General features: G+C 69.9%; 25 protein-coding genes. 14 read left to right on the forward strand and 11 right to left on the reverse strand.

Annotation, left to right across the window (positions count from 1 at the left end; all coding sequences use genetic code 11):
* Positions 1–138: 138 nt before the first annotated feature.
* From IF188_RS13065 to IF188_RS13075, 3 genes are read right to left on the reverse strand one after another with little or no spacing between them, the layout of a single operon-like run.
* Positions 139–465, reverse strand: coding sequence for a metal-sensitive transcriptional regulator (locus tag IF188_RS13065; protein ID WP_191172236.1), 327 nt, complete (start codon positions 463–465; stop codon positions 139–141).
* Between the two features lie 11 nt (positions 466–476).
* Complete coding sequence (locus IF188_RS13070) at positions 477–2,867, reverse strand: heavy metal translocating P-type ATPase (protein ID WP_191172237.1); 2,391 nt, start codon at positions 2,865–2,867, stop codon at positions 477–479.
* Entirely contained in the window at positions 2,867–3,091 is a 225-nt protein-coding gene (locus IF188_RS13075) for a heavy-metal-associated domain-containing protein (protein WP_191172238.1), read from the reverse strand. The genes IF188_RS13070 and IF188_RS13075 overlap by 1 nt, the downstream gene beginning before the upstream one ends.
* A 233-nt stretch (positions 3,092–3,324) precedes the next feature.
* On the opposite strand from IF188_RS13075, the gene IF188_RS13080 reads away from it, so the two are divergent.
* The gene (locus IF188_RS13080; RefSeq protein ID WP_191172239.1) at positions 3,325–4,608 is read left to right on the forward strand and encodes an ABC transporter substrate-binding protein; all 1,284 of its coding nucleotides are present in this window, start codon (positions 3,325–3,327) and stop codon (positions 4,606–4,608) included.
* Positions 4,609–4,751: 143 nt separating this feature from the next.
* On the opposite strand, the gene IF188_RS13085 is transcribed toward IF188_RS13080, so the two are convergent.
* The 4 genes from IF188_RS13085 to IF188_RS13100 form a co-directional block, all read right to left on the reverse strand.
* Entirely contained in the window at positions 4,752–5,531 is a 780-nt protein-coding gene (locus IF188_RS13085) for an ABC transporter ATP-binding protein (protein WP_396652784.1), read from the reverse strand.
* Positions 5,528–6,475 (reverse strand): ABC transporter ATP-binding protein, encoded by a 948-nt coding sequence (locus IF188_RS13090; RefSeq protein ID WP_191172331.1) that lies wholly within the window; start codon positions 6,473–6,475, stop codon positions 5,528–5,530. Before IF188_RS13090 ends, IF188_RS13085 begins: the two co-directional genes overlap by 4 nt.
* A gap of 202 nt (positions 6,476–6,677) precedes the next feature.
* A complete protein-coding gene (locus IF188_RS13095; RefSeq protein WP_191172240.1) occupies positions 6,678–7,676 on the reverse strand; it encodes a branched-chain amino acid ABC transporter permease in 999 nt (332 codons plus the stop codon).
* 2 nt (positions 7,677–7,678) lie between these two features.
* Positions 7,679–8,995 carry a branched-chain amino acid ABC transporter permease gene (locus IF188_RS13100; protein ID WP_191172241.1) on the reverse strand — a complete coding sequence of 439 codons (1,317 nt, stop codon included), beginning with the start codon at positions 8,993–8,995 and terminating at the stop codon, positions 7,679–7,681.
* Between the two features lie 335 nt (positions 8,996–9,330).
* Here IF188_RS13100 and guaB point away from each other — a divergent pair, with 335 nt between their 5' ends.
* Positions 9,331–10,833 carry an IMP dehydrogenase gene (gene guaB, locus IF188_RS13105; RefSeq protein WP_191172242.1) on the forward strand — a complete coding sequence of 501 codons (1,503 nt, stop codon included), beginning with the start codon at positions 9,331–9,333 and terminating at the stop codon, positions 10,831–10,833.
* A gap of 77 nt (positions 10,834–10,910) precedes the next feature.
* Here guaB and IF188_RS13110 read toward each other — a convergent pair whose 3' ends face one another.
* Positions 10,911–11,477 (reverse strand): FAD-dependent oxidoreductase, encoded by a 567-nt coding sequence (locus tag IF188_RS13110; protein WP_318152876.1) that lies wholly within the window; start codon positions 11,475–11,477, stop codon positions 10,911–10,913.
* A complete protein-coding gene (locus IF188_RS20590; RefSeq protein ID WP_318152877.1) occupies positions 11,426–11,689 on the reverse strand; it encodes an FAD-dependent oxidoreductase in 264 nt (87 codons plus the stop codon). Before IF188_RS20590 ends, IF188_RS13110 begins: the two co-directional genes overlap by 52 nt.
* A gap of 146 nt (positions 11,690–11,835) precedes the next feature.
* Between IF188_RS20590 and IF188_RS13115 the strand changes: the two genes are divergently transcribed.
* Entirely contained in the window at positions 11,836–12,459 is a 624-nt protein-coding gene (locus IF188_RS13115; RefSeq protein WP_191172243.1) for a TMEM175 family protein, read from the forward strand.
* A gap of 66 nt (positions 12,460–12,525) precedes the next feature.
* Here IF188_RS13115 and IF188_RS13120 read toward each other — a convergent pair whose 3' ends face one another.
* A complete protein-coding gene (locus IF188_RS13120; RefSeq protein WP_224751844.1) occupies positions 12,526–14,007 on the reverse strand; it encodes a DHA2 family efflux MFS transporter permease subunit in 1,482 nt (493 codons plus the stop codon).
* Between the two features lie 95 nt (positions 14,008–14,102).
* Here IF188_RS13120 and IF188_RS13125 point away from each other — a divergent pair, with 95 nt between their 5' ends.
* The 11 genes from IF188_RS13125 to IF188_RS13175 all read left to right on the forward strand — a co-directional run bounded on the left by IF188_RS13125 (position 14,103) and on the right by IF188_RS13175 (position 24,967).
* Positions 14,103–14,780 carry a TetR/AcrR family transcriptional regulator gene (locus IF188_RS13125; protein WP_191172244.1) on the forward strand — a complete coding sequence of 226 codons (678 nt, stop codon included), beginning with the start codon at positions 14,103–14,105 and terminating at the stop codon, positions 14,778–14,780.
* Between the two features lie 106 nt (positions 14,781–14,886).
* Positions 14,887–15,363 (forward strand): type II toxin-antitoxin system RatA family toxin, encoded by a 477-nt coding sequence (locus tag IF188_RS13130; RefSeq protein ID WP_191172245.1) that lies wholly within the window; start codon positions 14,887–14,889, stop codon positions 15,361–15,363.
* A 32-nt stretch (positions 15,364–15,395) separates the two neighbouring features.
* A complete protein-coding gene (locus IF188_RS13135; protein ID WP_191172246.1) occupies positions 15,396–15,680 on the forward strand; it encodes a DUF2277 domain-containing protein in 285 nt (94 codons plus the stop codon).
* Between the two features lie 194 nt (positions 15,681–15,874).
* Entirely contained in the window at positions 15,875–17,563 is a 1,689-nt protein-coding gene (locus tag IF188_RS13140) for an ABC-F family ATP-binding cassette domain-containing protein (RefSeq protein ID WP_191172247.1), read from the forward strand.
* 229 nt (positions 17,564–17,792) lie between these two features.
* On the forward strand, positions 17,793–18,911 hold the full coding sequence (locus IF188_RS13145; RefSeq protein WP_191172333.1) for a GuaB3 family IMP dehydrogenase-related protein: 1,119 nt from the start codon (positions 17,793–17,795) through the stop codon (positions 18,909–18,911).
* Complete coding sequence (locus tag IF188_RS13150) at positions 18,908–19,792, forward strand: SURF1 family protein (RefSeq protein ID WP_396652785.1); 885 nt, start codon at positions 18,908–18,910, stop codon at positions 19,790–19,792. Before IF188_RS13145 ends, IF188_RS13150 begins: the two co-directional genes overlap by 4 nt.
* 41 nt (positions 19,793–19,833) lie before the next feature.
* Positions 19,834–20,334 carry a DUF3817 domain-containing protein gene (locus IF188_RS13155; RefSeq protein WP_191172248.1) on the forward strand — a complete coding sequence of 167 codons (501 nt, stop codon included), beginning with the start codon at positions 19,834–19,836 and terminating at the stop codon, positions 20,332–20,334.
* Positions 20,331–21,914 carry a glutamine-hydrolyzing GMP synthase gene (gene guaA, locus IF188_RS13160; RefSeq protein WP_191172249.1) on the forward strand — a complete coding sequence of 528 codons (1,584 nt, stop codon included), beginning with the start codon at positions 20,331–20,333 and terminating at the stop codon, positions 21,912–21,914. Before IF188_RS13155 ends, guaA begins: the two co-directional genes overlap by 4 nt.
* A gap of 77 nt (positions 21,915–21,991) precedes the next feature.
* On the forward strand, positions 21,992–23,377 hold the full coding sequence (locus IF188_RS13165) for a glycosyltransferase (RefSeq protein WP_191172250.1): 1,386 nt from the start codon (positions 21,992–21,994) through the stop codon (positions 23,375–23,377).
* 352 nt (positions 23,378–23,729) lie between these two features.
* The gene (locus IF188_RS13170; protein ID WP_191172251.1) at positions 23,730–24,356 is read left to right on the forward strand and encodes a ClpP family protease; all 627 of its coding nucleotides are present in this window, start codon (positions 23,730–23,732) and stop codon (positions 24,354–24,356) included.
* Positions 24,353–24,967 carry a ClpP family protease gene (locus IF188_RS13175; RefSeq protein ID WP_191172253.1) on the forward strand — a complete coding sequence of 205 codons (615 nt, stop codon included), beginning with the start codon at positions 24,353–24,355 and terminating at the stop codon, positions 24,965–24,967. Before IF188_RS13170 ends, IF188_RS13175 begins: the two co-directional genes overlap by 4 nt.
* Positions 24,968–25,121: 154 nt before the next feature.
* On the opposite strand, the gene ligD is transcribed toward IF188_RS13175, so the two are convergent.
* A complete protein-coding gene (gene ligD, locus IF188_RS13180; RefSeq protein WP_224751845.1) occupies positions 25,122–26,396 on the reverse strand; it encodes a non-homologous end-joining DNA ligase in 1,275 nt (424 codons plus the stop codon).
* Positions 26,397–26,498 lie beyond the last annotated feature (102 nt).

Consider the following 26,498-nt stretch of genomic DNA (forward strand, 5'->3'; position numbering starts at 1 on the left):
GGCGACGCCCCTTCCGCCCGCGCTGTCGAAATCGGCATCCGCGCCAGAAAGTAACGTGCGCGCACGCCGATTCCGGCAGCGCGAAGGAATCCGGCGGGGTCGCTCACCCAAGCGACGAGACCGCAGGAGGCGCGAGGCTCAGCGCACCAGGCGTGCGATGGCCTGCGTGGCCTCGGTGATCTTGGCGTCGGCCTCCGCGCCGCCCAGGCGTGCGGCATCCACCACGCAGTGGCGCAGGTGGTCGTCGAGCAGGCCCACGGCGACGGCCTCGAGGGCGGAGGTCAGGGCGCTGATCTGCGTGAGGATGTCGATGCAGTACTTCTCGTCCTCGACCATCTTGTGGATGCCGCGGGCCTGCCCCTCGATGCGCTTGAGGCGGTTGAGGTACTTGTCCTTGTCGGTGATGTAGCCGTGGTGGCCGTGCTCGTGGTCCAGGGGAGCCTGATCCAGTGCGGTGTCGGTCATGTCTGACTCCTTCAACGACGTGAGTGCGAGAGGCTGCGGAACCGCCGCAGGCGAAGGCTGTTGCCGACCACGAAGACGCTCGAGAACGCCATGGCCGCTCCCGCGATCATAGGGTTCAGCAGGCCCAGCGCCGCGAGCGGCAGGGCGGCCACGTTGTAGGCGAAGGCCCAGAACAGGTTCACGCGGATGGTGCCGAGCGTGGCGCGGGACAGCCGGATGGCATCGGCTGCGCTGCGCAGGTCGCCGCGCACCAGCGTGATGTCGGATGCCTCGATGGCGGCATCCGTCCCGGTCCCCATGGCGAGCCCGAGGTCGGCCTGTGCGAGCGCGGCGGCGTCGTTCACGCCGTCGCCGACCATCGCGACGACGCGACCTTCGGCCTGCAGGCCCGTGATGACGGCGACCTTGTCGTGGGGGAGCACCTCGGCGATCACGCGCTCGATCCCGACCTCGTCGGCGATCGCGCGGGCGGCAGCGGCGTTGTCTCCGGTGAGCAGGATCGGGGTGAGCCCGAGCGGCCGCAGCTGGGCGATCGCCTCGGCGCTCGTCGGCTTGACCTGGTCGGCGACGACGAGCATCCCCCGCACCTCGCCGTCCCACGCCACGAGCACGGCGGTGCGGCCCAGCGCCTCGGCTTCCGCTTTGGCGGTGCGGATGCCGGCGGCCGGGGTGAGCGCCCAATCGGTGAGCAGCGCCTCGCGCCCGACGAGCACCGCGTGCCCGTCGACGACGCCCGACACGCCCTTGCCGGGGATGTTCTGGAATCCCTCCACCTCGGGAAGCGGGCCGGTCTCGTCGGCCGCGGCATGGGCGACGGCCTGCGCGATCGGGTGCTCGGACGCGTGCTCCAGGGCACCCGCGAAGCGCAGCAGCTCCGCGCGGGCGTGGGCTGCGGCATCCGGAATCCGGACATTCGCGCGCTTTTCGGAGCCGTCGCCGCTCTCGCTCCGGAAAGGCGTGGAGTCTCCGATATTCGGATCGGGGATGGAGGCCTCGACAGGCTCGGCCAGCACCACGTCGACGAGCGACATGCGCCCGCTGGTCACGGTGCCGGTCTTGTCGAGCACGACGGTGTCGACGGTGCGAGTGGACTCCAGGACCTCGGGACCCTTGATGAGGATGCCGAGCTGTGCGCCGCGGCCGGTCCCGACGAGGAGGGCGGTCGGCGTGGCGAGTCCAAGCGCGCAGGGGCAGGCGATGATGAGGACGGCGACAGCGGCGGTGAAGGCCATCGAGGCGGATGCGCCGGTGAGCAGCCATCCGGCGAGGGTCCCGAGTGCGATGAGCAGCACGATCGGGACGAAGACGCCCGAGATGCGGTCGGCCAGGCGCTGCACCTTGGCCTTGCCGGACTGGGCGTCCTCGACGAGGCGCGCCATCTGCGCCAGCTGGGTGTCGTCGCCCACGCGGGTGGCGCGCACGATGAGACGGCCGCCGGCATTGACGGTCGCTCCCACCACGGGATCGCCGGGGGCCACTTCCACGGGCACGGACTCGCCGGTCACCACCGATGCGTCGACGGCTGAGGTGCCCGAGACGACGATGCCGTCGGTCGCGATCTTCTCGCCCGGGCGCACGACGAACTCCTCGCCGACCCGCAGCTCGGCGATCGGCACGCGCACCTCTGCGGTCGCACCGTCGGGAGCCGCACGCAGCACGGCGACATCCTTCGCCCCGATCTCGAGCAGCGCCCGCAGCGCGGCACCGGCGCGGCGCTTTGAGCGCTGCTCGAAGTAGCGGCCGGCCAGCACGAACGTCGTGACGCCCGCGGCGACCTCGAGGTAGATGTCGCCTGCGCCGTCGCTCGGAGTCACCGACCACTCGAAGGCGTGCGTCATGCCCGGCATGCCGGCGTGGCCGAAGAACAGGGCGTACAGCGACCACAGGAATGCCGCCGAGACGCCGAGCGAGATGAGCGTGTCCATCGTCGCGGCGCCGTGCCGCAGATTGATCCAGGCCGCGCGGTGGAACGGCCAGGCGCCCCACACGACGACGGGCGCCGCGAGGGCGAGCGACGCCCACTGCCAGTACGTGAACTGCAGCGCCGGGATCATCGCCAGCAGGATCACGGGCGTGGACAGCACGGCCGATCCGATCAGGCGCTGCCGAAGGCTCGTCAGCTCGGGGTCGGCCGGCCCATCCGCGGGCCCCGGAGAGTCAGCGTCGGAGGCCGGGGGAGCGGGCAGTGCAGCCGTGTACCCGGTCTTGACGACCTCGTCGATGAGCGCCTGTGCGTCGATGCCCGCCGGCGCGCTGACGACGGCCTTCTCGGTCGCGTAGTTGACGGACGCCTCGACCCCGTCCAGCCGGTTGAGGCGCTTCTCGATCCGCGCGGCGCACGACGCGCACGTCATCCCGCCGATCTCGAGCTCGATCCGGGCGGTCGGGGCCGAGGACGACATCAGGCGCGGACCGCGCTGTAGCCGGCCTCGTCGACAGCCGCGATGACAGCGTCGTCGGCGAGTTCGGCGGTCGACACGATCCGCAGGGTGCCGTCGGCGGCGCTCACCTGAACATCCTCGACCCCGGCGAGCTTCGCCACCTCGCCGCGCACGGACGCCTCGCAGTGCCCGCAGCTCATCCCCGTCACCTTGTACTCGACAGTGCTCTTCTCGACCCCGGCCATGTCGCCGCCTTTCTCGTGGAGTTCCAGGATACCCCTGAGGGGTACCTGGCACTCAGTCTATACCCCTTGGGGGTATATCGCGCCGGAAGGCCGATATCGGATCGAAATCCCCCGGTCGCGCCCGTTACACATCGTTAACGAACGGCAACATTCGTGAACGCTTGTCGCGATTAGGTTTGTCGCATTGGGGCGGCGCCCGAGTCGTTCCCCCATCACCCATAGCAAGGAGCAACATGAGCGTCTTCACCCGCTCGCGCAGGTCCACCGTCCTCGGTGCGATCGCTCTCGTCGGCGCCAGCGCCGTCGTCCTCGCCGGTTGTGCTTCCGGCGGCAGCGGCGACGACGGCGGCGACACATCGACGCCCGAGGCGCGCGACCTCACCCTGAAGATCGGCACGATCCTTCCCGACACCGGCACGCTCGCCTTCCTCGGCCCGCCTGAAGAGGCCGGCGTCGGCCTTGCGGTCGACGACATCAACGAGGCCGCCAAGGGCATCGAGGTCGGACCGGTGGTCTGGGGCGACTCGGGCGACACCGACAACAAGGCGTATGCGACGACCATCCAGAAGCTCATCTCCGAGAAGGTCGACGCCGCCATCGGCGCCGCCTCGTCGGGCGTGACGAAGCTCTTCCTCGACGACGCGGTCGCGGCAGGCATCCTCACCTTCTCGCCCGCCAACACGTCGCTCGACTTCACCAACTGGGACGACAACAACCTCTACTGGCGCACGGCTCCGGCCGACACGCTCCAGGGCGAGGTGCTGGGCAACGTCGTCGCCGAGGACGGTCACGAGAACGTCGCCGTCCTGTACCAGAACGACTCGTACGGCACGGGCCTCAACAAGGTGTTCCAGGACACCTTCACCGGCTCGGGCGGCAAGATCGTCGCCGAGCAGTCCTACAACACCGGCGACACGAACTTCGACGCGCAGATCTCTGCGATCCTCGCTTCGAACCCCGACGCCATCGCGCTGATCACGTTCGACGAGATCTACACGATCGGCCCGGCGCTGATCGCCGCGGGCTACCCCGCCAAGGACCTGTACCTGGTCGACGGCAACCTGAAGAACTTCGGTTCGGACGAGAAGTGGCCGGCCGGCGTCAGCATGGAAGGCGCCAAGGGCACCTCGCCCGCGGGCCCCAAGCCTGACGAGGACTTCCAGAAGCGCCTCAACGACTGGTGGGTGGCCGACGGCAACGCTGAGCTGAAGGACTACACCTACTCGAACGAGTCGTACGACGCCGTCGTGCTGATCGCGCTGGCCGCCCTGGCTGCCAACTCGACCGACTCGGCCGACATCGCCGGCAAGCTGCAGGAGGTCTCGGGCGGCTCGGGCGACGGCGAGAAGTGCACGTCGTTCGCCGACTGCGCCGACCTCATCCTCGACGGCAAGACGGCGAACTACGACGGGTACTCCGGCCCGATCACGTTCGACGAGCACGGCGACCCGACCGAAGCCACCATCGGTGTCTTCCAGTACGGTGCCGACAACCTCACCACGCGCATCGACCTGTAATCCAGGACGCAGCAGCGAAGGGCCCCGGAGCGATCCGGGGCCCTTCGTGCATCCACGGGACGGCCCGCGTGCGGAGGAGCTGTACATGAGGAGGGGGTGGATGCTGCAGCATCCACCCCCTCCTCAGGTACATGTCGCGGGCGTCAGACCCCGTCGGCGCCGAGCGTTCCGAGGTACAGGCCGATGACCTTCGGGTCTTCCAGCAGCTGACGGCCGGTGCCCTCGTAGGCGTCGCGGCCCTGGTCCAAGACGTAGCCGCGGTCGCAGATCTGCAGGCAGCGGCGCGCGTTCTGCTCCACCATGATCGTCGTCACGCCGGCCTTGTTGATGTCCGAGACGCGGATGAACGCGTCATCCTGGCGGACGGGCGACAGGCCGGCGGACGGCTCGTCGAGCAGCAGGACCGAGGGGTCCATCATGAGTGCGCGCGACATCGCGACCATCTGGCGCTCGCCGCCCGACAGTGAGCCGGCACGCTGCCCGAGGCGCTTTCCGAGTTCGGCGAAGATGCCGGTCACGAACTCGAGCCGTTCGGCGTAGGCCTTGGGGCGCTGGTACAGGCCCATCTGCAGGTTCTCGGCGATCGTGAGCGACGGGAACACGTTGTTCGTCTGCGGCACGAAGCCGACGCCGCGCTGCACGAGCTTGTCGGACTTCAGCCCGACGACGCTCTCTCCGTCGACGGTGATGCCGCCGCCGCGCACCTTGACCATGCCGAAGATCGATTTCAGCAGCGTGGACTTGCCGGCGCCGTTCGGGCCGATGATGCCGATCAGCTCGCCCTTGCGTGCGATCAGGTTGGCGCCGTTGATGATGTTGATGCCCGGCAGGTAGCCGGCGGTGAGGTCCTTGACCTCCACGACGACGTCGGTGTCGGCTTCTGAGCTTGTCGCACTGATCCCTGAGCTTGTCGAAGGGGTCACTTGGTCTCCTCCTCGGCCTCGGCGATCGACGCCTCTTCGGCCTCTTTGATCTCTTCGAGCAGCTCTTCGCCGGACTCGCCGAGCTCACCGGCGATGCGGCCGGTCACGACGCCGAGATCGACGTCCTGGTGGCTGCCGAGATAGGCGTCGATGACGGCCTTGTCCTGCATGACGGTCTCGGGCGGGCCCTCTGCGACGACCCTGCCCTCGGCCATGACGACGACCCAGTCCGCGATGTGGCGCACCATGTGCATGTCGTGCTCGACGAAGAGCACCGTCATGCCGAGGTCCTTGAGGTCGAGGATGTGGTCGAGCAGCGACTCGGTGAGCGCCGGATTCACGCCGGCCATCGGCTCGTCGAGCATCACGAGGGTCGGGTCGCTCATGAGGGCGCGCGCCATCTCGAGCAGCTTGCGCTGGCCGCCCGAGAGCGACGCGGCATAGTCGTCGGCCGTGGCGTCGAGCTTGAATCGGGCGAGCAATTCCATCGCCTTGTCTTCGATCTCGTCGTCCTGCTTGCGCCAGATCGCCGGGATGATGCTCGCCCAGAGGCTCTCGCCCTTCTGCCCGGTCGCGCCGAGCTTCATGTTCTCGAGCACCGTCAGCAGCGACAGCGCCTTGGTGAGCTGGAACGTGCGCACCTGACCCATGCGGGCGACCTTGAACGAGGGGATGCCCGACAGCGACGTCCCGTCGAAGCTCCACGTGCCCGAGTTGGGCTTGTCGAACCCGCACAGCAGGTTGAACAGCGTGGTCTTGCCCGCGCCGTTCGGTCCGATGAGGGCGGTGATCGCGTGTCTCGGGATCTCCAGGTGCTCGACGTCCACCGCGGTGAGACCGCCGAAGCGCCGTGTCACGTTGTCGATGACGAGCACCGGGTCGTTCTTGGCGACGCCGGGCACGGCGTCCCCCTTCGCGAGACCCTGCGTCTTCGGTCGGCGGATGCTGCCGGTCGCGGTCGTGACGGCACCCGTGGCCGGGGGCGTCACGGCTTCAGGCGCGACTTCTTCGGCAGCGACCTTCTCGGGGGCGGCCTCCTCCGAGGCAGCCTCTTCGCGCACGGGGGTCTCCTCGGGCGCGGCCTCGTCGGGCACGGCGACGCTCTCGGGAACGTCGGGTTCGTCGGCGGCCGGGGTGCTGGGCGGGTTACTTGACAAAGGTCAGCTCCCTCTTGTTTCCGAAGATGCCCTGCGGGCGGAAGATGACGATCAGCATGAGCGCGACGCCCACGAGGATGAACCGCAGTGTCGCGGCCTGCTGACCCGTCATCGGGAGGATGTCGGCCTGCGCGAGCACCGGCAGCACGTTGTCGAGGAAGCCCATGATGACCCAGAAGATCACCGACCCCACGACCGGTCCGAAGACCGTGGCGGCGCCGCCGAGCAGAAGGATCGTCCAGATGAAGAACGTGAGGCTCGTCGTGTAGGTCGCCGGAACCACCGCCGAGGGCAGCGCGAACACGACGCCGCCGAGGGCGCCGAACACGCCACCGATCATGAGCGCCTGCATCTTGTACGAGAAGACGTTCTTGCCGAGCGAGCGGACCGCGTCCTCATCCTCGCGGATGCCCTTGAGCACGCGACCCCACGGGCTGCGCATGATCGCCCACACGAGGTAGACGGCGATCGCGAGCAGGATGATGCCGAACACGCGCACCCACAGCTGATCCGAGGTCCACTGCCACGGGCCGAAGCCGTAGATGATCGGCTCGCCGTCGGCACCCGTCTTGGGGAACGGGTTGGCTCCGCGGAAGCCGGCGTGGTACCCGCCGAGTCCGTCCGCCGAGTTGGTGAACGCGTCGAAGAGCTGGGTCGTCAGCAGCAGGCGCACGATCTCGGCGGCTGCGATGGTGACGATGGCGAGGTAGTCCGCGCGCAGACGCAGGGTCGGGATGCCGAGGATCAGCGCGAAGACGACGGCGGCGGCGCAGCCGACGATGATTCCCACCCACCACGGCCAGCCGAAGGTCAGGATCGAGATGGCGTAGCCGTACGCGCCGAGGGCCATGAAGCCTGCCATGCCGAAGTTCAGCAGGCCGCCGAACCCGAACTGCACGGCGAGCCCGGTCGCGGCGAGCGCGTAGGCGATGGTCTCCGGGCTGAAGACCCAGTAGGCGGTGTTGTTGAAGATCTGTCCCCAGTCCATGACTAGCCCAGCCTCTCCTTCCGGCCCAAGATGCCCTGGGGTCTCACGAGCAGGATCACGATCAGCGCGGCCAGGGCGCCGACGTACTTCATGTCCGGCGGGATCCACAGGGTCGAGATCTCGACCAGGATGCCGACGATCAGTGCGCCGATGAGGGCGCCGAACGCGGTGCCCAGACCGCCGAGGGTGACCGCGGCGAAGATGAGCAGCAGCACCTGCACGCCCATGTCCCACTTGACGCCGGGGCGGAAGTACGCCCACAGCACGCCGGCGATCGCGGCGAGGGCCGCGGCCAGGATCCACACGATGCGGATCACGCGGTCGACGTTGATGCCCGATGCCGCCGCGAGGCCGGGGTTGTCGCTGATGGCGCGCGTCGCCTTGCCGACCCTGGTTCGCAGCAGCCAGAAGGCCACGGCGATCAGCAGCACGATGCTGACGCCCATCGAGGCGATGTCGATCCACGACAGTGAGATAGGCCCGAAGGTGATGTCGCGCGGGGCACCGGCACCGGGCAGCTGATAGGTACCGCCGCCGATGAAGTACTGGAACACGTAGCGTCCGGCCAGCGACAGGCCGATGCTGACGATCATGACCTGCACGATCCCGAGCCCCCGGCGGCGCAGGGGGCGCCACAGTCCGGTGTCGAGCAGGTAGCCGAGCAGCGCCCCGAGCACGATGACGATCGGGATCGTGAGCCACATCGGCACCTTGAGCCAGACCCCGAAGATCAGCGCCATCACGGCGCCGAACGTGAGCATCTCGCCGTGAGCGAAGTTGCTGAGCCCGGTGGTGCCGAAGATGAGCGAGACGCCGACCGCCGCGAGGGCCAGCAGCAGACCGAAGTTGAGCCCGTTCATGAGGCGTTCGGTCAACTGGTCGGCGAACGACGTGGTGACCCGTTCGCCTTCGCCGAGGAACAGGTTGACGATCTTCGCGCCGGTAAGACCGAAGGTGACGTCGAAGGATGCCGTCGTCCCCTGCTTCGGGGTGATCCCCTCGGGCAGCTGCTCGGGGTCGACGATCACGCCGTCGGGCAGGGTGTCCTCGTCGACCGTGAGCACGTAGTCGTCGTTGTCGGGGACGTACAGGCGCCACTTGCCCTCGACGTTGGTGACGGTGTCAGCCTTGAACCCCCCGCCCTCGATGGTCATGGTGACGCCTTCGACGGGCTTGTCGTCGTAGGTGATGATGCCGCCGAAGTAGAAGTCGGTCTTCTCCTGGTCGCCCCCCGGGGTGTCGGGGGCTTCGGCGGCGAGGGCACCGCCCGGAGCGGAGAGGAACACCATGCCGGCAGCCAGCAGCAGTCCGAAGAGCACGATGATCCAAGGGCGACTTCTGGTCGCGGACGCATTCGTGGGACCCACAGAACCTCCAGTTCGCCACCACGCGGACACCGAAGCTCGGGTCGCATCGGCCGTGATGGCGACGGTACGACTGTAATGTGTCGTCGCTGTTTCGCCTACGGTCACTTGTGGATACGTGATCCGATCGAAACCGGGCCCGGATCCCCCTCGCGCGCGCCCCCGCGCGTGCCGTTTCTGCGGGAACAAAACGGCCCTCCCGCGCGCTTAGAATCGAGTACGGAGCGTCACAAGCGCGCCGGCCGTCGCCGTCCACCCTCAACTGAACGCGCCGCGCGCGAGGAGACCCCATGGAGCACAACGACCCCTTCGGCTTCGTCGGACTGACCTACGACGATGTGCTGCTGCTGCCCGGGCACACCGACGTCATCCCGAGCGAGGCCGACACGTCGTCGCGGCTGAGCCGGCGGATCACGGTGGCCACGCCGCTGCTGTCGGCGGCCATGGACACCGTCACCGAGGCCCGCCTCGCCATCGCCATCGCACGCGAGGGCGGCATCGGCATCATCCACCGCAACCTCTCGATCGAGGACCAGGCGTCGATGGTCGACCGCGTCAAGCGCAGCGAGTCCGGCATGATCACCGATCCGATCACGACGACGCCCGACGCGACGATCGAAGAGGTCGACTCGCTATGCGCGCAGTACCGCATCTCTGGCCTGCCGGTCGTCGACGCCGACAACCACCTGGTGGGCATCGTGACCAACCGCGACATGCGCTTCGTGTCGGGCTTCGAGCGCCAGACCACCAAGGTGCGCGACGTCATGACCACCGAGAACCTCGTCACGGGCCGCGTCGGCATCAGCGCCGGTGAGGTCATCGCGCTGTTCGCCCAGCACCGCGTCGAGAAGCTGCCCCTCATCGACGAGGACGGCACGCTGTCCGGCCTCATCACCATCAAGGACTTCGACAAGAGCGAGAAGTACCCGCTGGCCACGAAGGACGAGCAGGGGCGTCTGCGCGTCGGCGCCGCGATCGGCTTCTTCGGCGACGCGTGGCAGCGCGCCGAGGCGCTGCGGGACGCCGGTGTCGACGTCATCGTCGTCGACACCGCCAACGGCCAGTCCGCGGGCGTGATCGACATGGTCCGCCGTCTCAAGGGCGACGAGTCGTTCGCGCACATCGACATCATCGGCGGCAACGTCGCGACGCGCGAAGGCGCGCAGGCGCTCATCGACGCGGGTGTCGACGCGGTCAAGGTCGGCGTCGGGCCGGGGTCGATCTGCACCACCCGCGTCGTCGCGGGTGTCGGCGTCCCGCAGGTCACCGCGATCTACGAGGCGTCGCTCGCGGCGCGCGAGGCGGGCGTCCCGGTCATCGCCGACGGCGGTCTGCAGTACTCGGGCGACATCGCCAAGGCCCTCGTCGCCGGCGCCGACACCGTCATGCTCGGCTCGCTCCTCGCCGGCACCGACGAGTCGCCGGGCGAGATCGTCTTCCAGGGCGGCAAGCAGTTCAAGCAGTATCGCGGCATGGGTTCTCTCGGCGCGCTGCAGACCCGCGGCAAGAAGACGTCGTACTCGAAGGACCGCTACTTCCAGGCGGACGTTCCCAGCGACGACAAGCTGATCCCCGAGGGCATCGAGGGCCAGGTCGCCTACCGCGGTCCGGTCTCGGCGGTCGCCTATCAGCTCGTCGGCGGTCTGCGTCAGTCGATGTTCTACGTCGGCGCCCGCACGGTGGACGAGCTCAAGGCCAAGGGCAAGTTCGTCCGGATCACCGCTGCCGGTCTGAAGGAGTCCCACCCCCACGACGTGCAGATCGTCGTCGAGGCGCCGAACTACAAGAAGTGACCCGCGTCGCAAGAGCGGATACCGTCACGCCCACCCGGGCGTGACGGCATCCGCTCTTCGCGTTCGAGGAGTCGGCATCACGGCAGCCGGAACGGCTCCGCGGCGCGCGCGGTGTCGTCCGTGGCGAGGTCGGCGAGTACCGAGCCGACCGCCGGCGTGAACGTGAAGCCATGGCCTGAGAAGCCCGCGCCGACGACGATCCGGCCGCGGCGGTCGAGCACGAAGTCCTCGGTGACGGTCGAGGTGTAGGCGCAACTGATGGGCGCCGCGGTGTCGGCGTCGAGGCCGCGGAACCATTCGGCGACATAGTCCCGCAACTGAGCGGCCTGCTCCGGCACCGGGCGGAACGTCCGCTCGTCAGGGTCGACGACCGGCCCGACCATGTGGAAGCCCACCTTCACGCCCTCGCCCGGCGTCGGCATGCCGTACACGTTGCCGATGGGTCCGCGCTGCGGATCGACGAAGTGGTTGAATGACGGCCAGGCATGATCGGGCGACCTGGGGGCGAAGTGCGCCGGGCTCTCTTCCGTGACGGTGAGTCGCGGCAGGGCAGAAGAGCGGGGAAGGATGCCGGCGGTCCACGCCCCGGCCGTCACCACGACGGTGTCGGCGAAGATGTCGTAGCGCTCACCGCCCGCCTCCACTCCGTGCGCGCGAGCGTCAGCAGGTCGAGGTAGTGCGCGGCGGCGTACGCGTTGTTGAAGTTGCGGGTCGCCCCGTGCGACGCGCCGCGGGTGTGCCCGCGGGGGAACCGTTCCAGCGTCAGCACGCGGTGGCCGCGCCGGGCGAGCTGCCAGGTGGTGGCCAGGCCCATGGCGCCCGCTCCGACGACGACGTAGGGGATCTGCTCGGTCATGGGGCCTCCGTCTCGGGGCGCCGTCGGGTGGCGCGGCGGAGGCGCCGCGCGGCAGGCGGTGCGGCATCCGCTCCTCCATCCTCGCAGTGCGAGGCGACACGACCGTCGCGGCGACGGTGTGTGACGCGGGTCGCTAGCCTGGCGCCATGATCAGACAGCGTTCGCATGCCGAGGCGACACAGCGCACCGTGCGGCTGGAGGCCTTCACGGACGGCGTGTTCGCGATCGCGGCCACGCTGCTCGTGCTCGACCTCACTTCTCACCCGCTCGGTGAGCTCGACGGCGACGCGCAGATGTGGGCGGCGCTCGGCGACATGTGGCAGCTGTTCTTCAACTTCGCACTGAGCTTCGGGCTGCTGTGCCTGCTGTGGGTCGAGCATGTGCGCCAGTTCGAGCACATCTCCGACGTGGACGGCATGATGATCTGGCTCAACAACGCGCGGCTGCTGTTCATCGTGCTGGTGCCCTTCGCGACCGGGCTCACCACCGAGCACTCGGAGTACTTCGCCGGCCGGCTCGCGATGCCGGTGGTGTTCCTGTGCGCGATCCTGTGCAGCTGGCTGCAGTGGCGCTGGGCGATGCGGCGGCGCGAGATGATGCTGCCGAGTCTGAGCGAAGCGGATGCCGCAGCCTACGGCCGTGGGGCGCTCAGCGCACTGCTCATCGCGGTCGCCGTGGTCGTGCTGGCGCCGTGGATCGGCTCGCCCGCGTTCCTGCTGTTCGTGTTCGACGGGCTGTTCACGCGGCTGCTGCGGGGCAAGGGCGACTGACGGCGCCGCCCGACGCGCAGGAGCGCCCCGGAGGTCCGACGAGGCGCCCCTGCGTGCGACAGCGGGTCAGGCCGTCGGGGTCAGCGCCGGCGCGGGGGCCCCGGCATCGGCGGCCTCGGCGTCACCGTCCGCGGTGGTGGCGGCATCCGCTTCCGACGACCTTCCGGACGGCAGCCACAGCGCGACGATCGCGGCGGCGAAGAGCACTGCGGCACCGGTGAACACGGCCGGACGCGCGGCGTCGACATACATGTCGGGCAGGAGCTCGCCACCAGCACCGACGAAGATCGCGGTCATGACGGCCGTGCCGAGAGCCACGCCGAGCTCGCGAACGGTCGAGTTGACGCCGGACGCCTTCGCGTGGTCGACGAGCCCGAGCGTGGCCAGGAGCGCCGTCGCGGACGGGGCGAACACGAGAGCCATGCCGACGCCCGCCATCACGAAGGGCGCGATCAGGGTGGGGTAGTCGAGGTCCGTCGCCATGACGGCCGCGATCCAGGTGAGCGCGATGCCCTGGAGGGTGAGGCCGACGACGAGCAGCAGGCGCGTGCCGACCCGCGGCGCCAGGATTCCGGCGACCGGAGCGATGAACATCGGTGCGAGGGTCCACGGAGTGGTCTGCACGGCAGCCTCCAGCGGCGATGACCCCTGAACGACCTGCAGGTACTGGATCAGCAGGAACACCGCGCCGAATGTGCCGAAGCTGAAGGCGAATCCGATGATGTTGGTGATCGAGAACGAGCGGTCGCGGAACAGCCGCAGCGGAACCAGCGGTGCCTTGGCGCGCAGCTGCCAGATGAGGAACGCGACGATCAGCATCGCGCCGACGGCGATCTCGGCGATGACCCCGAACGAGTCCCAGCCGTCGTCGTTGCCGCGGACGATCGCGTGGACGAGGGCGAGGACGCCGGCCGCTGCGAGCACCGCGCCGGGCACGTCGATGCGGGCGCGCGCGCCGAAGTCGTTGTTCAGCACCGCGAGGGCGAGGGGGATGGCGATGAGGGCCACCGGCACGTTGATCCAGAAGATCGCCTGCCAGTTCCAGCCCTCCATGATGGCGCCGCCGACGAGCGGGCCGATCGCGACGCCGAGTCCGGCGACGCCGCCCCAGATGCCGATCGCCAGCGGACGTCGCTGCGGCGGGACCGCTCCGCTGAGCAGCGCGAGCGAGAGCGGCATCACGCCGGCCGCACCGAACCCCTGCACGGCGCGCGCGGCGATCAGCTGCCCGGGATCCGTGCTGAGGGCGGCGAGCACCGACCCGGCGCCGAACACCGCGATGCCGATCGCGAAGACCGTCCGGCGGCCGAAGCGGTCGCCCAGGGCAGAGGCGATCAGGATGGCGCCGGCGAACGCGAGCGTGTAGGCGTTGACGAACCACTGCAGCTCTTCGACGCTCGCTCCCATGTCGCGGTGCAGCACCGGGAGCGCGTTGGTCATGACCAGGTTATCGAGCGTCGCCATGAACATCGGGAGGGACGCCGCGGCGAGGACGAGGGCGAACGGTTGCGGCCGCCGGGCGGCGGTGGCGGGGGATGCTGCCGACATGATGACTCCGGTTGTTATTCGATGATTACTTGCTGGACGACAATGTAGTAATCGACTGATTACAAAGTCAAGTCATTCGCTGATAACCTTTCGTCATGACTTCTGCAGCACTCGGCGGCGACGGCGCGGTCGCGGTCGACGAGACGCCTGACACCGGCCGCCGGCTGTCGTCCGACGAGCGCCGCCGCCAGATCCTGCAGGCCGCACTCGCCGTCTTCGGCGCCCGCGGTTACGAGGGGGCCACGACCGACGAGGTGGCCCGTGCCGCCGGTGTCAGCCAGCCCTACGTCGTGCGACTGTTCGGCTCCAAAGAGAACCTGTTCCTCGCCGCTCTCGACGACGCGCTCACGCGGACGCTCACGGCGTTCCGGGCGGCGCTCGCCGCAGCCGCAGCTGATCCCGACCCGGAGCTCAGTGAGGCGAAGGCGGCGGGCAAGCGCATCGGGCAGGCGTTCGTCGACCTCATCGAGGTGCGCGGCCTCCACCAGACGCTCGCCCACGGGTATCTGCTCGGCAGCCATCCCGTGATCGGCCCCGCCTCACGCCGCGGATTCGCGCGGGTGTGGCGGTTCTTCCGCGACGAGATGGGCCTCGACGCCGACGGTGCCCGGATGTTCATGGCCGAGGGCATGCTCATCAGCACGATGATCGGCCTGCGGATCGTCGACGACTACGGCTCCGACCCGCAGATCACCGAGCTGTTCCGCTCGTGCTTCCCGACCGAGCTCCCGCACGTGCTCGACGTCCTTCCGCGCGGCACTGACCGCTGGTAGCACGATGAGCACTGACCGCTGGTAGCACGATGAGCACTGACCGCTGGTAGCACGATGAGCACTGACCGCTGGTGGCACGATGAGCACTGACCGCTGGTAGCGCGCGATGCCCGTCGTCGAAGCGTCCGTCGTCGTCCCCCTCGCGCCAGAACTCGCGTTCGCCGTCTCGCAGACCACCGGCGCGGTGCGCCTGCGGTGGGACCGCTTCATCCGCCGGCAGCAGTTCCTGGACGGAGCGGATGCCGCCGGCAAGGGCGTGCGCACGCTCACGGTGCAGCGCAGCGGGCTGCGCATGGTGAGCGAGTACGTCTCGTACCGACCGCCGACCTCGGTGGGCATGAAGATGCTCGAGGGCCCCTGGTTCTTCGAGAAGATGGGCGGCGGCTGGCGCTTCGAGCCCGCGGGCGAGGGCACGCGGGCCGTATGGCGATACAACTTCTCGTGCCGTCCGGCATGGCTTGCGCCGCTCGCCGAGTGGATCGGCGTCAGGCTGCTGCAGCACGAGATCGACCGCAGGATCGCGGGGTTCGCGGCCGGTTGCGCGGATCCCGTCGTCGTCGAGGCGGCCCGTCGCGCGGGGTGACGACGTCGGGCGTCCGGCGTATCGTCGGGCACATGTGCCGGAACATCCACACGCTCCACAACTTCGAGCCCGCCGCGACCTCCGACGAGGTCCACGCCGCCGCGCTCCAGTACGTGCGCAAGATCGCGGGCACCACGAAGCCCTCGAAGGCGAACCAGGAGGCGTTCGACCACGCCGTCCACGAGATCGCCCACATCACGCAGCATCTCCTCGACGACCTCGTCGCCGTGACCCCGCCGAAGAACCGCGAGGTCGAGGCGGCGAAGGCCCGCGAGCGGGCCATCAAGTCCGGTCGGTACGCCGCTCCCGCCGCCTGACCGCCCCGGCGGGGCGACGCCCACCCCCGGATTGCGAGAAGACTGGTCGGTGACGGGACACCCCGGTGACGGATGCCGCCACCCGGCGTGTCGCCGTGACCAGCCGGTGTTTCGGCACGTGAGGCCCGGGGACATGTAGTCTGGTCGGCTCCCCTTTCGGCGATGGATGCCGTGTCGGAGCAGAGGGGAACCCCGTGGGTTACATCGACATCGCCGCCGTCTCGTACGCGCTGCCGGACGGCAGACCGCTGCTCGACGAGGTCTCCTTCCGCGTGGGCGAAGGATCGACGACAGCGCTCATCGGCCAGAACGGCGCGGGCAAGACGACGCTGCTGAAGATCATCCGCGACGAGACGCCCGCTCTCTCGGGTGTCGTGTCGATCGACGGCGGGCTCGGCGTCATGGACCAGTTCGTCGGCCACGGCGCGCCCGGGCAGACCGTGCACGACCTGCTCATCTCGGTCGCGCCCGACCGCGTGCGCCGATCGGCTCGTGAGCTGGAGGACGCCGAGGCGGCGATCATCGAGCACGACGACCTCGACACCCAGATGCGGTACGCCGGCGCGCTCGCCGAGTACGCAGAGGCCGGCGGCTACGAGTACGAGACCGTCTGGGACACCTGCACGACCGCGGCCCTCGGCATCCCGTTCTCTCGCGCGCGCTATCGCGAGCTCACGACGCTGTCGGGCGGCGAGCAGAAGCGGCTCGCGCTGGAGGCGCTGCTGCGCGGCCCCGACCAGGTGCTGCTGCTCGACGAGCCTGACAACTACCTCGACGTGCCCGGCAAGCGCTGGCTCGAGGAGCGTCTGCGCGAGACGCCCAAGACGGTGCTGCTGGTCTCGCACGATCGGGAACTGCTGGCCCGCGCCGCCGACCGCATCGTGACCCTCGAGGCGGGCGGCGCCGGCAGCACGGCGTGGGTGCACGGCGGCGGCTTCGGCACGTATCACCGGGCGCGCGAGGACCGCATGGCGCGCCTCGACGAGCTGCGCCGCCGCTGGGACGAGCAGCACGTGAAGCTCAAAGCGCTCGTCGCGATGCTCAAGGTCAAGGCGGCGAACAACAGCGACATGGCCTCGCGCTACCGTGCCGCCCAGACCCGCTTGAGCAAGTTCGAGCAGGCCGGGCCGCCGCAGGAGCGGCCGAAAGAGCAGGAGCTCGACGTGCGCCTGCGCGGTGCGCGCACCGGCCGCCGGGCCGTCGTCGCCGAGCAGCTCGAGCTGACCGGGCTCATGAAGCCGTTCGACGTCGAGGTGTGGTTCGGCGACCGCGTCGCCGTGCTGGGCTCGAACGGGTCCGGCAAGTCGCACTTCCTGCGCCTGCTGGCCCGCGGCGGCACCGATCCCGACGGGCGGCTGGGTCACGTCACCGCCACGGGCGCAGGACTCGAGCCGGTCGCGCACGAAGGCCGCGCGATCCTGGGCGCGCGCGTGGTGCCGGGCTGGTTCGCGCAGACCCACCGGCATCCCGAGTTCGACGGGCGCACGCTGCTCGACATCCTGCACCGCGGCGAGGATGCGCGCGCCGGCCTCCCGCGTGACGCCGCGTCGAGCGCGCTGGACCGCTACGGGCTCGTCGCGCAGGCGGAGCAGACCTTCGACAGCCTGTCGGGCGGCCAGCAGGCGCGCTTCCAGATCCTGCTGCTGGAGCTGTCGGGGGCGACCCTGCTGCTGCTCGACGAGCCGACCGACAACCTCGACCTCGTCTCGGCCGAGGCCCTGCAGGACGCCCTCGCCCGGTTCGAGGGCACCGTCCTCGCCGTCACGCACGACCGATGGCTTGCGAAGTCGTTCGACCGGTTCCTCGTGTTCGGCTCCGACGGCCGCGTCTTCGAGTCCGACGCCCCGGTGTGGGACGAGGCGCGCGTCGCCCGCGCCCGGTGAGAAGTCCTGTGGATGCCGGCGGCCCGTGCCGCCGGCATCCCCCCGTCCCGTGTTCGTCGCCGAGCATGCCCAGTTGTCGCCGAGCATGCCCAGTTGTCGCCGAGCATGCCCGGGCATGGTCGGCGGGGAAAGGGCATGGTCGGCGGGGAAAGGGCATGGTGGGCGGGGGAAGGGCATGGTCGGCGAGGAAGGGCGGCGCAGGGCCGACGGGTAGGCTGGACGCGTGAGCATGGACATCGAGCTCGGCCGGGCCAAGCGCGCGCGGCGCGCCTACACGTTCGACGACATCGCGGTGGTGCCCTCGAGGCGCACGCGCAACCCCGAGGACGTCTCGACGGCCTGGACGATCGACGCGTTCAGCTTCGACATCCCGGTGCTGGGCGCCCCGATGGACTCGGTGGTGAGCCCGCGCACGGCGATCATGCTGGGGCAGCTCGGCGGCCTCGGCGTCCTCGACCTCGAGGGGCTGTGGACGCGGTACGACGACCCCGAGCCGCTGCTCACCGAGATCGCCGCGCTCGAGAAGGGCGCCGCGACCCGTCGCATGCAGGAGCTGTACTCCGAGCCGATCAAGCCCGAGCTGGTGCGGGACCGCCTCGCCGAGATCCGCGCGGCCGGTGTGACGGTCGCCGGGTCGCTCACTCCGCAGCGCACCCAGGAGCTGTACGAGACCGTCGTCGCCGCCGGCGTCGACCTGTTCGTGATCCGCGGCACCACGGTGTCGGCCGAGCACGTGTCGAGCGTCGACCAGCCGCTCAACCTCAAGAAGTTCATCTACGACCTCGACGTTCCCGTGATCGTCGGCGGCGCATCGACCTACACCGCGGCGCTGCACCTCATGCGCACGGGCGCGGCCGGCGTGCTCGTCGGCTTCGGCGGGGGAGCGGCCTCGACGACCCGCGCCACGCTGGGCCTGCACGCCCCCATGGCCACGGCCGTCGCGGATGTCGCCGGCGCGCGCCGCGACTACCTCGACGAGTCGGGCGGACGGTACGTGCACGTCATCGCGGACGGCGGCGTGGGCACGTCGGGCGACATCGTCAAGGCGATCGCGATGGGGGCGGATGCCGTCATGCTGGGTGTCGCGCTGGCCCGGGCCACCGATGCACCGGGCCGCGGATTCCACTGGGGACCCGAGGCGCACCACGCGCAGCTGCCGCGCGGCCGCCGCGTGAAGGTCGACCAGGTCGCCTCGCTCGAAGAGGTCCTGTACGGTCCCGCACCCGTCGCCGACGGCACGGCGAACCTCATCGGTGCGCTGCGCAAGTCGATGGCCACGACCGGGTACTCCGACCTCAAGGAGTTCCAGCGCGTCGAGGTCGTCGTCGCCCCGTACGCCGAGAGATGAGTTCGCCCGACCCTTCGACGAGCCCAGGGGCCGAACCGGTCGCTGAGCCCGTCGAAGCGTTCCCTCCGACGCTGCGCGAGGTGATGCTGCGTCCGCGCTGGATCGGCATGCTGCTGCTGTGCCTCGTCGTCGCGGGCGTGTTCGCGTGGCTCGGCCAGTGGCAGCTGGCGCGCGCTGTGCAGGTCAACCCGAATCCGCCCGGCGCGACCGAGGAGGTGCGTCCGATCGGCGACATCGCGCAGCCGGGCGAATACCTCAACGATCCGCTCGTCGGCCAGCGCGTCGAGACGAGCGGCACCTGGGTGCCGGGCGACTTCCTGATCGTCGAGTCGCGCTACAACGACGGCGTAGAGGGGTACTGGGTGACCGGTCAGCTGCGCCTCGACGACGGCGAGACCGACGTCGCGGGTCCGGTGTCAGTGGCTGTCGCGGTCGGCTGGGCTTCGACGATGGATGCCGCCACCGCTGCCGTCTCGACACTCGAGGACGAGGCATCCCGTTCCGATTCCGTCGACGTGACCGGGCGTCTGATCGCCGACGAGGGGCCGGTGCTGCCGCCGCACGGCGCCGATCCGCAGACGATGACGCGGATGTCGCCGGCGGCGCTGCTCGGCCGCTGGCACGACGTCGAGGAGCTGAACGTCTATCGCCCGTACCTCGCGTCGACGGAGGCGTTCGGCGGACTCGACGCGATCTCGTCGCCGGCGCCTGAAGAGGGCTCGAACGTCAACTGGCTGAACATCTTCTACGCCGTCGAGTGGGCCGTGTTCGCGGGCTTCGCGTTCTACCTCTGGTACCGGCTCGCGAAGGACGCGTGGGAGAAGGAGCTCGAAGACTTCGCCGACGACGCGGCCGAGGGCGGCGGCGAGCCCGCCGCCTGACGCCCGGCGGGGCCGCGGCGACACGCGGGTAGACTGGGGGCATGCCCCGCGCCCCGAAGCTCGCTTCCTTTCCGGCGATCCGCGGAGCCCTGAAGTTCTACCAGATCTGCTCGATCATCACGGGCACCATGCTGCTGCTGCTGGTCGCCGAGATGATCGTCAAGTACGGCCTGCACTACGAGCTGTTCCTGGGTGGATCGGGCGGCTTCCTGTGGTTCGCGCCCGTCGTCGAGACCGCGTCCGGCCTGGAGTCGACCGGTGACGGGTTCAACCTGTCGCTCGGCATCCTCGTCGCGCACGGCTGGTTCTACGTCGTGTACCTCGTCTCGTGCTTCCGCGTGTGGAGCCTCATGCGCTGGAACCTCGGGCGTCTCGCGATGCTCGCTGCCGGCGGCATCGTGCCGCTGCTGTCGTTCTTCATGGAGGCCCGCGTCGCCCGCGACGTCAAGTCCTACCTCGCGCAGCGCGAAGCCGATGAGCTGCACTCGCGCGCCGAGCACTCGTCCCTTACTCAGGCCATCCCTACGGAGAACAAGCGTTGACCGAACAAAACGAGACCGACCAGCGCCCGGTGCTGGTCGTCGACTTCGGCGCCCAGTACGCGCAGCTGATCGCCCGCCGCGTCCGCGAGGCCGGCGTGTACAGCGAGATCGTGCCGCACACCGCGACGGCGGCCGACATCGCGGCGAAGAACCCCGTCGGCATCATCCTGTCGGGCGGCCCGTCCTCGGTGTACGAAGAGGGCGCTCCTGCGCTCGACACCGGGGTCTTCGACCTCGGCGTCCCGACGCTCGGCATCTGCTACGGCTTCCAGGTCATGGCGCAGGCGCTCGGCGGCGAGGTCGCGAACACCGGTCTGCGCGAGTACGGCGCGACGGATGCCGCGGTCACCGGTGACGGCGGCGTGCTGCTGGGTGGCCAGCCGGTCGAGCAGAACGTGTGGATGAGCCACGGCGACCAGGTCGCGAAGGCGCCCGAGGGGTTCGACGTGCTCGCCTCGACGGGCGCCACCCCGGTCGCCGCGTTCGGCAGCGACGAGCGTCGCCTGTACGGTGTGCAGTGGCATCCCGAGGTCAAGCACTCCGACTACGGCCAGAACGTCATCGAGAACTTCCTGCACAAGGCGGCGGGCCTTCCCGCCGACTGGAACAGCGGGAACGTCATCGCTGAGCAGGTGGAGAAGATCCGCGCGCAGGTCGGCACCGGCCGTGTGCTGTCGGCCCTGTCGGGTGGCGTCGACTCGGCCGTCTCGACGGCGCTCGTGCACAAGGCCGTCGGCGACCAGCTCGTCGCGGTGTTCGTCGATCACGGACTGCTGCGCAAGGGCGAGCGCGAGCAGGTCGAGCAGGACTACGTCGCCTCCACGGGGGTGCGCCTGGTCACCGTCGACGCCCGCGAGACGTTCCTGAACGCCCTCGCCGGTGTGAGCGACCCCGAGCAGAAGCGCAAGATCATCGGCCGCGAGTTCATCCGTGCGTTCGAGAAGGTGCAGGCCGACCTCGTCGCCGAGGCCGCAGCCGAGGGCGAGCCGATCAGCTTCCTCGTCCAGGGCACGCTCTACCCCGACGTCGTCGAGTCCGGCGGCGGCACGGGCACGGCGAACATCAAGTCGCACCACAACGTCGGCGGACTGCCGGAAGACCTGCAGTTCGAGCTCGTCGAACCGCTGCGCACCCTGTTCAAGGACGAGGTGCGGGCGATCGGCCGCGAGCTGGGCCTGCCCGAGGTCATCGTGTCGCGGCAGCCCTTTCCGGGCCCCGGCCTCGGCATCCGCATCGTGGGTGAGGTCACCGCTGACCGTCTCGAGATTCTGCGCGATGCCGACGCCATCGCCCGCGAAGAGCTGACGAAGGCGGGCCTCGACGGCGAGATCTGGCAGTGCCCCGTCGTGCTGCTGGCCGACGTGCGCTCGGTGGGCGTGCAGGGCGACGGCCGCACCTACGGCCACCCGATCGTGCTGCGCCCGGTCTCGTCCGAGGACGCGATGACCGCCGACTGGACGCGCCTGCCCTACGACGTGCTGTCGAGGATCTCGAACCGCATCACCAACGAGGTGCGCGAGATCAACCGCGTGGTGCTCGACGTCACCTCGAAGCCCCCGGGGACCATCGAGTGGGAGTGATCTGAATGGGATGCCGCAAGCCCTGGCTTGCGGCATCCCATTCGTTTCGGCATGTGTTCGCGGGGGAGGATGGACGGGTGAGCTCTGACACGCGACTGCCCGATGCCGACTACGTGGTGCTGGGCAGCCGGATCGCGCTCGGTCTGGACGGCGGGTTCGCGGTCGCGGTGCCGGCGCGGCTGCGGCTGCTCGAGGCGGCGGGCGCGCGGGAGCCGCTCATGCTCAGCGTCGACGGCCAGTCGCCCGAGGCGCACGCCGCGCAGCGGCAGGCGTTCGTGGACGGCGGGCACGTGCCCGACGCGTCGCGCGTGCGCAACCTGTTCGACGAGCTGCTCGCCGGCGGCGACTGGCTCGCACGCGCCGGCGAGCCGGGCGGACGCACGCCGGGCGTCGTGTACCGGACGGTCCAGGATGCCGGTCACCGGCCGGTCGCCGAGCTGCCGGTGTTCGAGAACGACCCCGAATGGCACCTGCGCGACGCGAACGTCGTCGTGCACACGCCGGGCGGAGACCGCGTGCTCCGCGGGTTCCGGGGGCTCTACATCGCGTGGCTGGAGGCGATCGCGGACGAGCGCCGCACGGCGGCGGGCGACCCCGACCGGCTGTTCGTCGTCGTGTGCGAGTCTCGTCAGATCGGTGAGGCGCTCGTCGAGTGGGACGACCCGCGCGTGCGGCTCGTGCACACGATCCACAACTCCCATCTGCCGGCCCCGCACGATGACCCGTCCGCGCCCATGGTCGGCCTGTGGGACCGCTGGCTACGCACGCTCGACGCTTACGACGCCGTGCTGTGGCCCACGGCCGCGCAGCGCGACGAGGTGATGGCGCGCTTCGGCGACCCGGGCACGTTCCACGTCGTGCCGAACACGATCGAGCTGGGCTCCGAGCCGGACGCCGCGTCGATCCGCGACCCGCACCGCGTGGTGATGCTCAACCGGCTGGCGCCGCAGAAGCGCGTCGACCTCGCCGTGCGGGCGTGGCCTGCGGTCGTCGCGGCCGTGCCCGACGCGCACCTCGACGTGTACGGCGACGGCCCGCTGCGCGACGAGCTGCAGGGACTTGTCGACGAGCTCGGCGTGACGGCATCCGTCACTCTTCACGGCGCGACGTCGCAGCGGGATGCCGTCTTCGACAGGTCGTCCGTCTTCCTGACCTCGACCGCCTTCGAGGGGCAGGGACTGTCGATCGCCGAGGCGCTCGCCCGCGGTCTGCCCGTGGTGTCGACCGATGCGCGTTACGGTCCGCGCGAGGCCGTCGGCGACGCGGGTGTGCTCGTGCCGCCCGGCGATGTCGAGGCGTTGGCCGGTGCGCTGATCGCCCTGCTGCAGGACGACGCCCGCCGCGCCGAGCTCGCCGCGCACGCACGCGAGGCCGCCGCGGCGTTCACGCCCGAGGCCGTGCGGCCGGCGCTGGTGACCGCGATGCACACCGCGGTCGAGTCCCCGTCGCGACGCGTGCGCTGAGCCTGCGAGCCGGTTCCGGCATACGCCGATTCGGGCGATGAACTTCCTGTTCACGCAGGTCTCGGACCCCGATGAACTTCCGGTTCACACTCACCCCTGCGGTCGATTTCGGCGACTCGCCAGAAGCTGCCGTTTCCACTGCGGTTCTTGGCGACTCGTCAGACCAGGCACGCGCGACGTGCCTGGCGATTCTGGCGATTCGCCACTTTCTGCCGCCGTGACAGCAGTTATCGGCGACTCGCCAAGAACAACAGGCAAGGCCAGGCCGGATGCGCGCCCCGCTCCGCTGTGGGCAGAGCCGCCGGGAGCGGAAACGGATGCCGGCGGCCGCGGCCGCGCGCAGGCTGGGGGCATGGCTGAAGAAGGCAAGATCCCCCAGTTCGGGGCCGAGGCGCGGCGCGAGCTGTTCCAGCAGCGCGTGCTCGTGCTCGACGGCCCGCTCGACGACGACAACGGCACGCTGCTCGCGACGCAGCTGCTCGCGCTGGCGGCGGAGGACGAGACCGCCGACATCGCGCTGTGGATCCACTCGCCCGGCGGCTCGGTGCCGTCGATGCTCGCGATCCGGGACGTGATGCGGCTCATTCCCAACGACGTCGCGACCCTCGCGCTCGGTCTCGCGTGCAGCGCCGGGCAGTTCCTGCTCTCGGCCGGGACGCCGGGCAAGCGGCGCGCCCTTCCGCACGCGCGCATCCTGATGCATCAGGGCTCGGCAGGCATCGGCGGATCGACGGTCGACGTCGAGGTGCAGGCCGACGACCTGCGCTACACGCGCGACACCGTGCTGGGCATCGTCGCTGCTGACACCGGTCAGCCGATCGCCCGGATCTTCGAAGACTCGCTGCATGACCGCTGGTACACCGCCGAGCAGGCACGCGACTACGGCTTCATCGACGCGATCGTCGACGACTTCGCGCAGGTCGTGCCGCGTCGCCGGCGACCGGCGGGACTGCGCGTCGGAGCGGAGGTGGCGGCATGAGCGGTTACACCATCCCGAACGTCGTGGCGCAGCATCCGCGCGGCGACCGCATCATGGACGTCTACTCGCACCTGCTGGCCGAGCGCGTCGTGTACCTCGGCACGGGCATCGACGCGGGGGTCGCGAATGCGCTCATCGCACAGCTGCTGCACCTCGACGCCGACAGCCCCGAACGCGACATCCAGCTCTACATCAACTGCGAGGGCGGCGACCCGTCGGCCATGCTCGCCGTGTACGACACGATGCAGCATGTGCGCCCGGACGTGGCGACGACCGTCGTCGGACAGGCGATCGGGGTCGGTGCGGTGATGCTCGCCGCCGGCGCGCCGGGCAAGCGTTCGGTGCTGCCGCACGCGCGCGTCGTGCTGCACCAGCCGGCCGGGCAGGGGAGGGGCGCGATCCCCGACCTCATCCTGCAGGCCGACGAGCTCGTGCGCGTGCGCGGCGAGGTCGAAGAGATCCTCGCCCGGCATACCGGCAAGGATGCCGCACAGCTGCGCTCCGACACCGACCGCGACCGTGTCTTCACCGCCGCCGATGCGGTCGCCTACGGTCTGGCCGACCATGTGCTCGACAGGGTGCCGGCGTACGGCCCCACTCCTGGTCGTTGAGCGGAGCGACGAAGGAGCGAAGACGAAACGCGGTGACCCGTTCTCCGGACTCGGCCACGCACTGGTCGTCGCCGTGGTGCGTCCGATGGGCGGCTCACCGCGTTTCGTCGCGCTTCGCTCGCTCAACGACCGAGTCGGGGCGAGGAGCGGCGGCTCAGCGGTCCGGCGCTCCCGGCCACACCTTGCCCTCCCAGGGGTCGTAGTCGGCGATGAGCTCCTCCTGCGGCGGACGATCCTCCTCGGCCACATGCTGCAGGTTGACGCGCACGCGGTACCAGAGCGAACTCGACCCGCGCATGCCGTCGATGAGAACATCCGCAGGGTGCAGCTGAGCGTTCGCCGCCGGGTACTTGCGGGTCCACTCTTCCAGCGCAGCGATCGACTCGGACTTCGTCTTGGTGCGGGCGATCTCGATCAGCGGCATCGTGGACTGGCGCCGACCGTCGGTGCCGCCGCCGCGCGGCGGCTTTTCAGCGGGGCCGAGCTCATCGGCGAGGCGCAGGAGCCCGTCGAGGGTGCCGGCGGTGTCATCGATGCCGGCGTGCGGGTCGCCCAGCTCGGCGTAGCGGTCCGGCACCGTGAGCACGGTGAACTCGTCCGGGCGGCGCGTGCGCAGTTCATCCCAGCCGAGCGGTGTCGACACGCGGGCGTCGGGCAGCGGCCGGATCGAGTACGCGGATGCCACCGTCCGGTCTTTGGCGTTCTGATTGAAGTCGACGAACACGCTCTCGCCGCGTTCCTCCTTCCACCACTGCGCGGTGGCGAGGCCGGGTGCGCGGTTCGCGACTTCGCGCGCGAGCGTCTCGGCTGCGAGGCGCACCTGCTTGTAGTCCCATTGCGGCGCGATCCGGACCAGGATGTGGATGCCGCGAGACCCGCTGGTCTTGGGCCACCCGACGAGGCCGACGTCGTCGAGCACCTCACGGGCGACGAAGGCGACGTCGACGATCTGCGACCAGTCCACGCCGGGCATCGGGTCGAGGTCGATCCGCAGCTCGTCGGGATGGTCGAGGTCTTCGGCGCGCACCGGATGCGGGTTGAGATCGAGGCAGCCGAGGTTGACGATCCAGGCGAGGCCGGCGGCATCCCGGATCACGGCCTCTTCTGCCGACGTGCCCCGGGCATAGTGCAGCGTTGCGGTGTCGATGAACTCGGGATGGTTCTCGGGCACCCGCTTCTGGAAGAACGGCTCGGCGTCGATGCCTTTGGGGAAGCGCTTGAGCACCATCGGCCTGCCGCCGGCCCCGCGCAGGGCGCCGTCGGCGACGGCGAGGTAGTACCGCACGATGTCGAGCTTGGTGATCCCCGGCCCAGGGAACACGATCTTGCTCGGGCTCGAGACGCGCACCTCGTGCCCGCCGATGTCGAGGATCTCGGCCTCTGCCTTTGCGGGGCTCACCCGGCCCACGCTAGCGATGCCTCGTGACATCGACCAGGGCCCATTCTTGTTCCGCAGTCATTTTCCGCGCTTGCGCGCGCCGTCGTACCGCGGAACTTGACTGCGGAGCAGGTGACGGCTGAGGCTCCACAG

Source organism: Microbacterium helvum, from assembly GCF_014779795.1.
Lineage (GTDB): Bacteria > Actinomycetota > Actinomycetes > Actinomycetales > Microbacteriaceae > Microbacterium > Microbacterium helvum.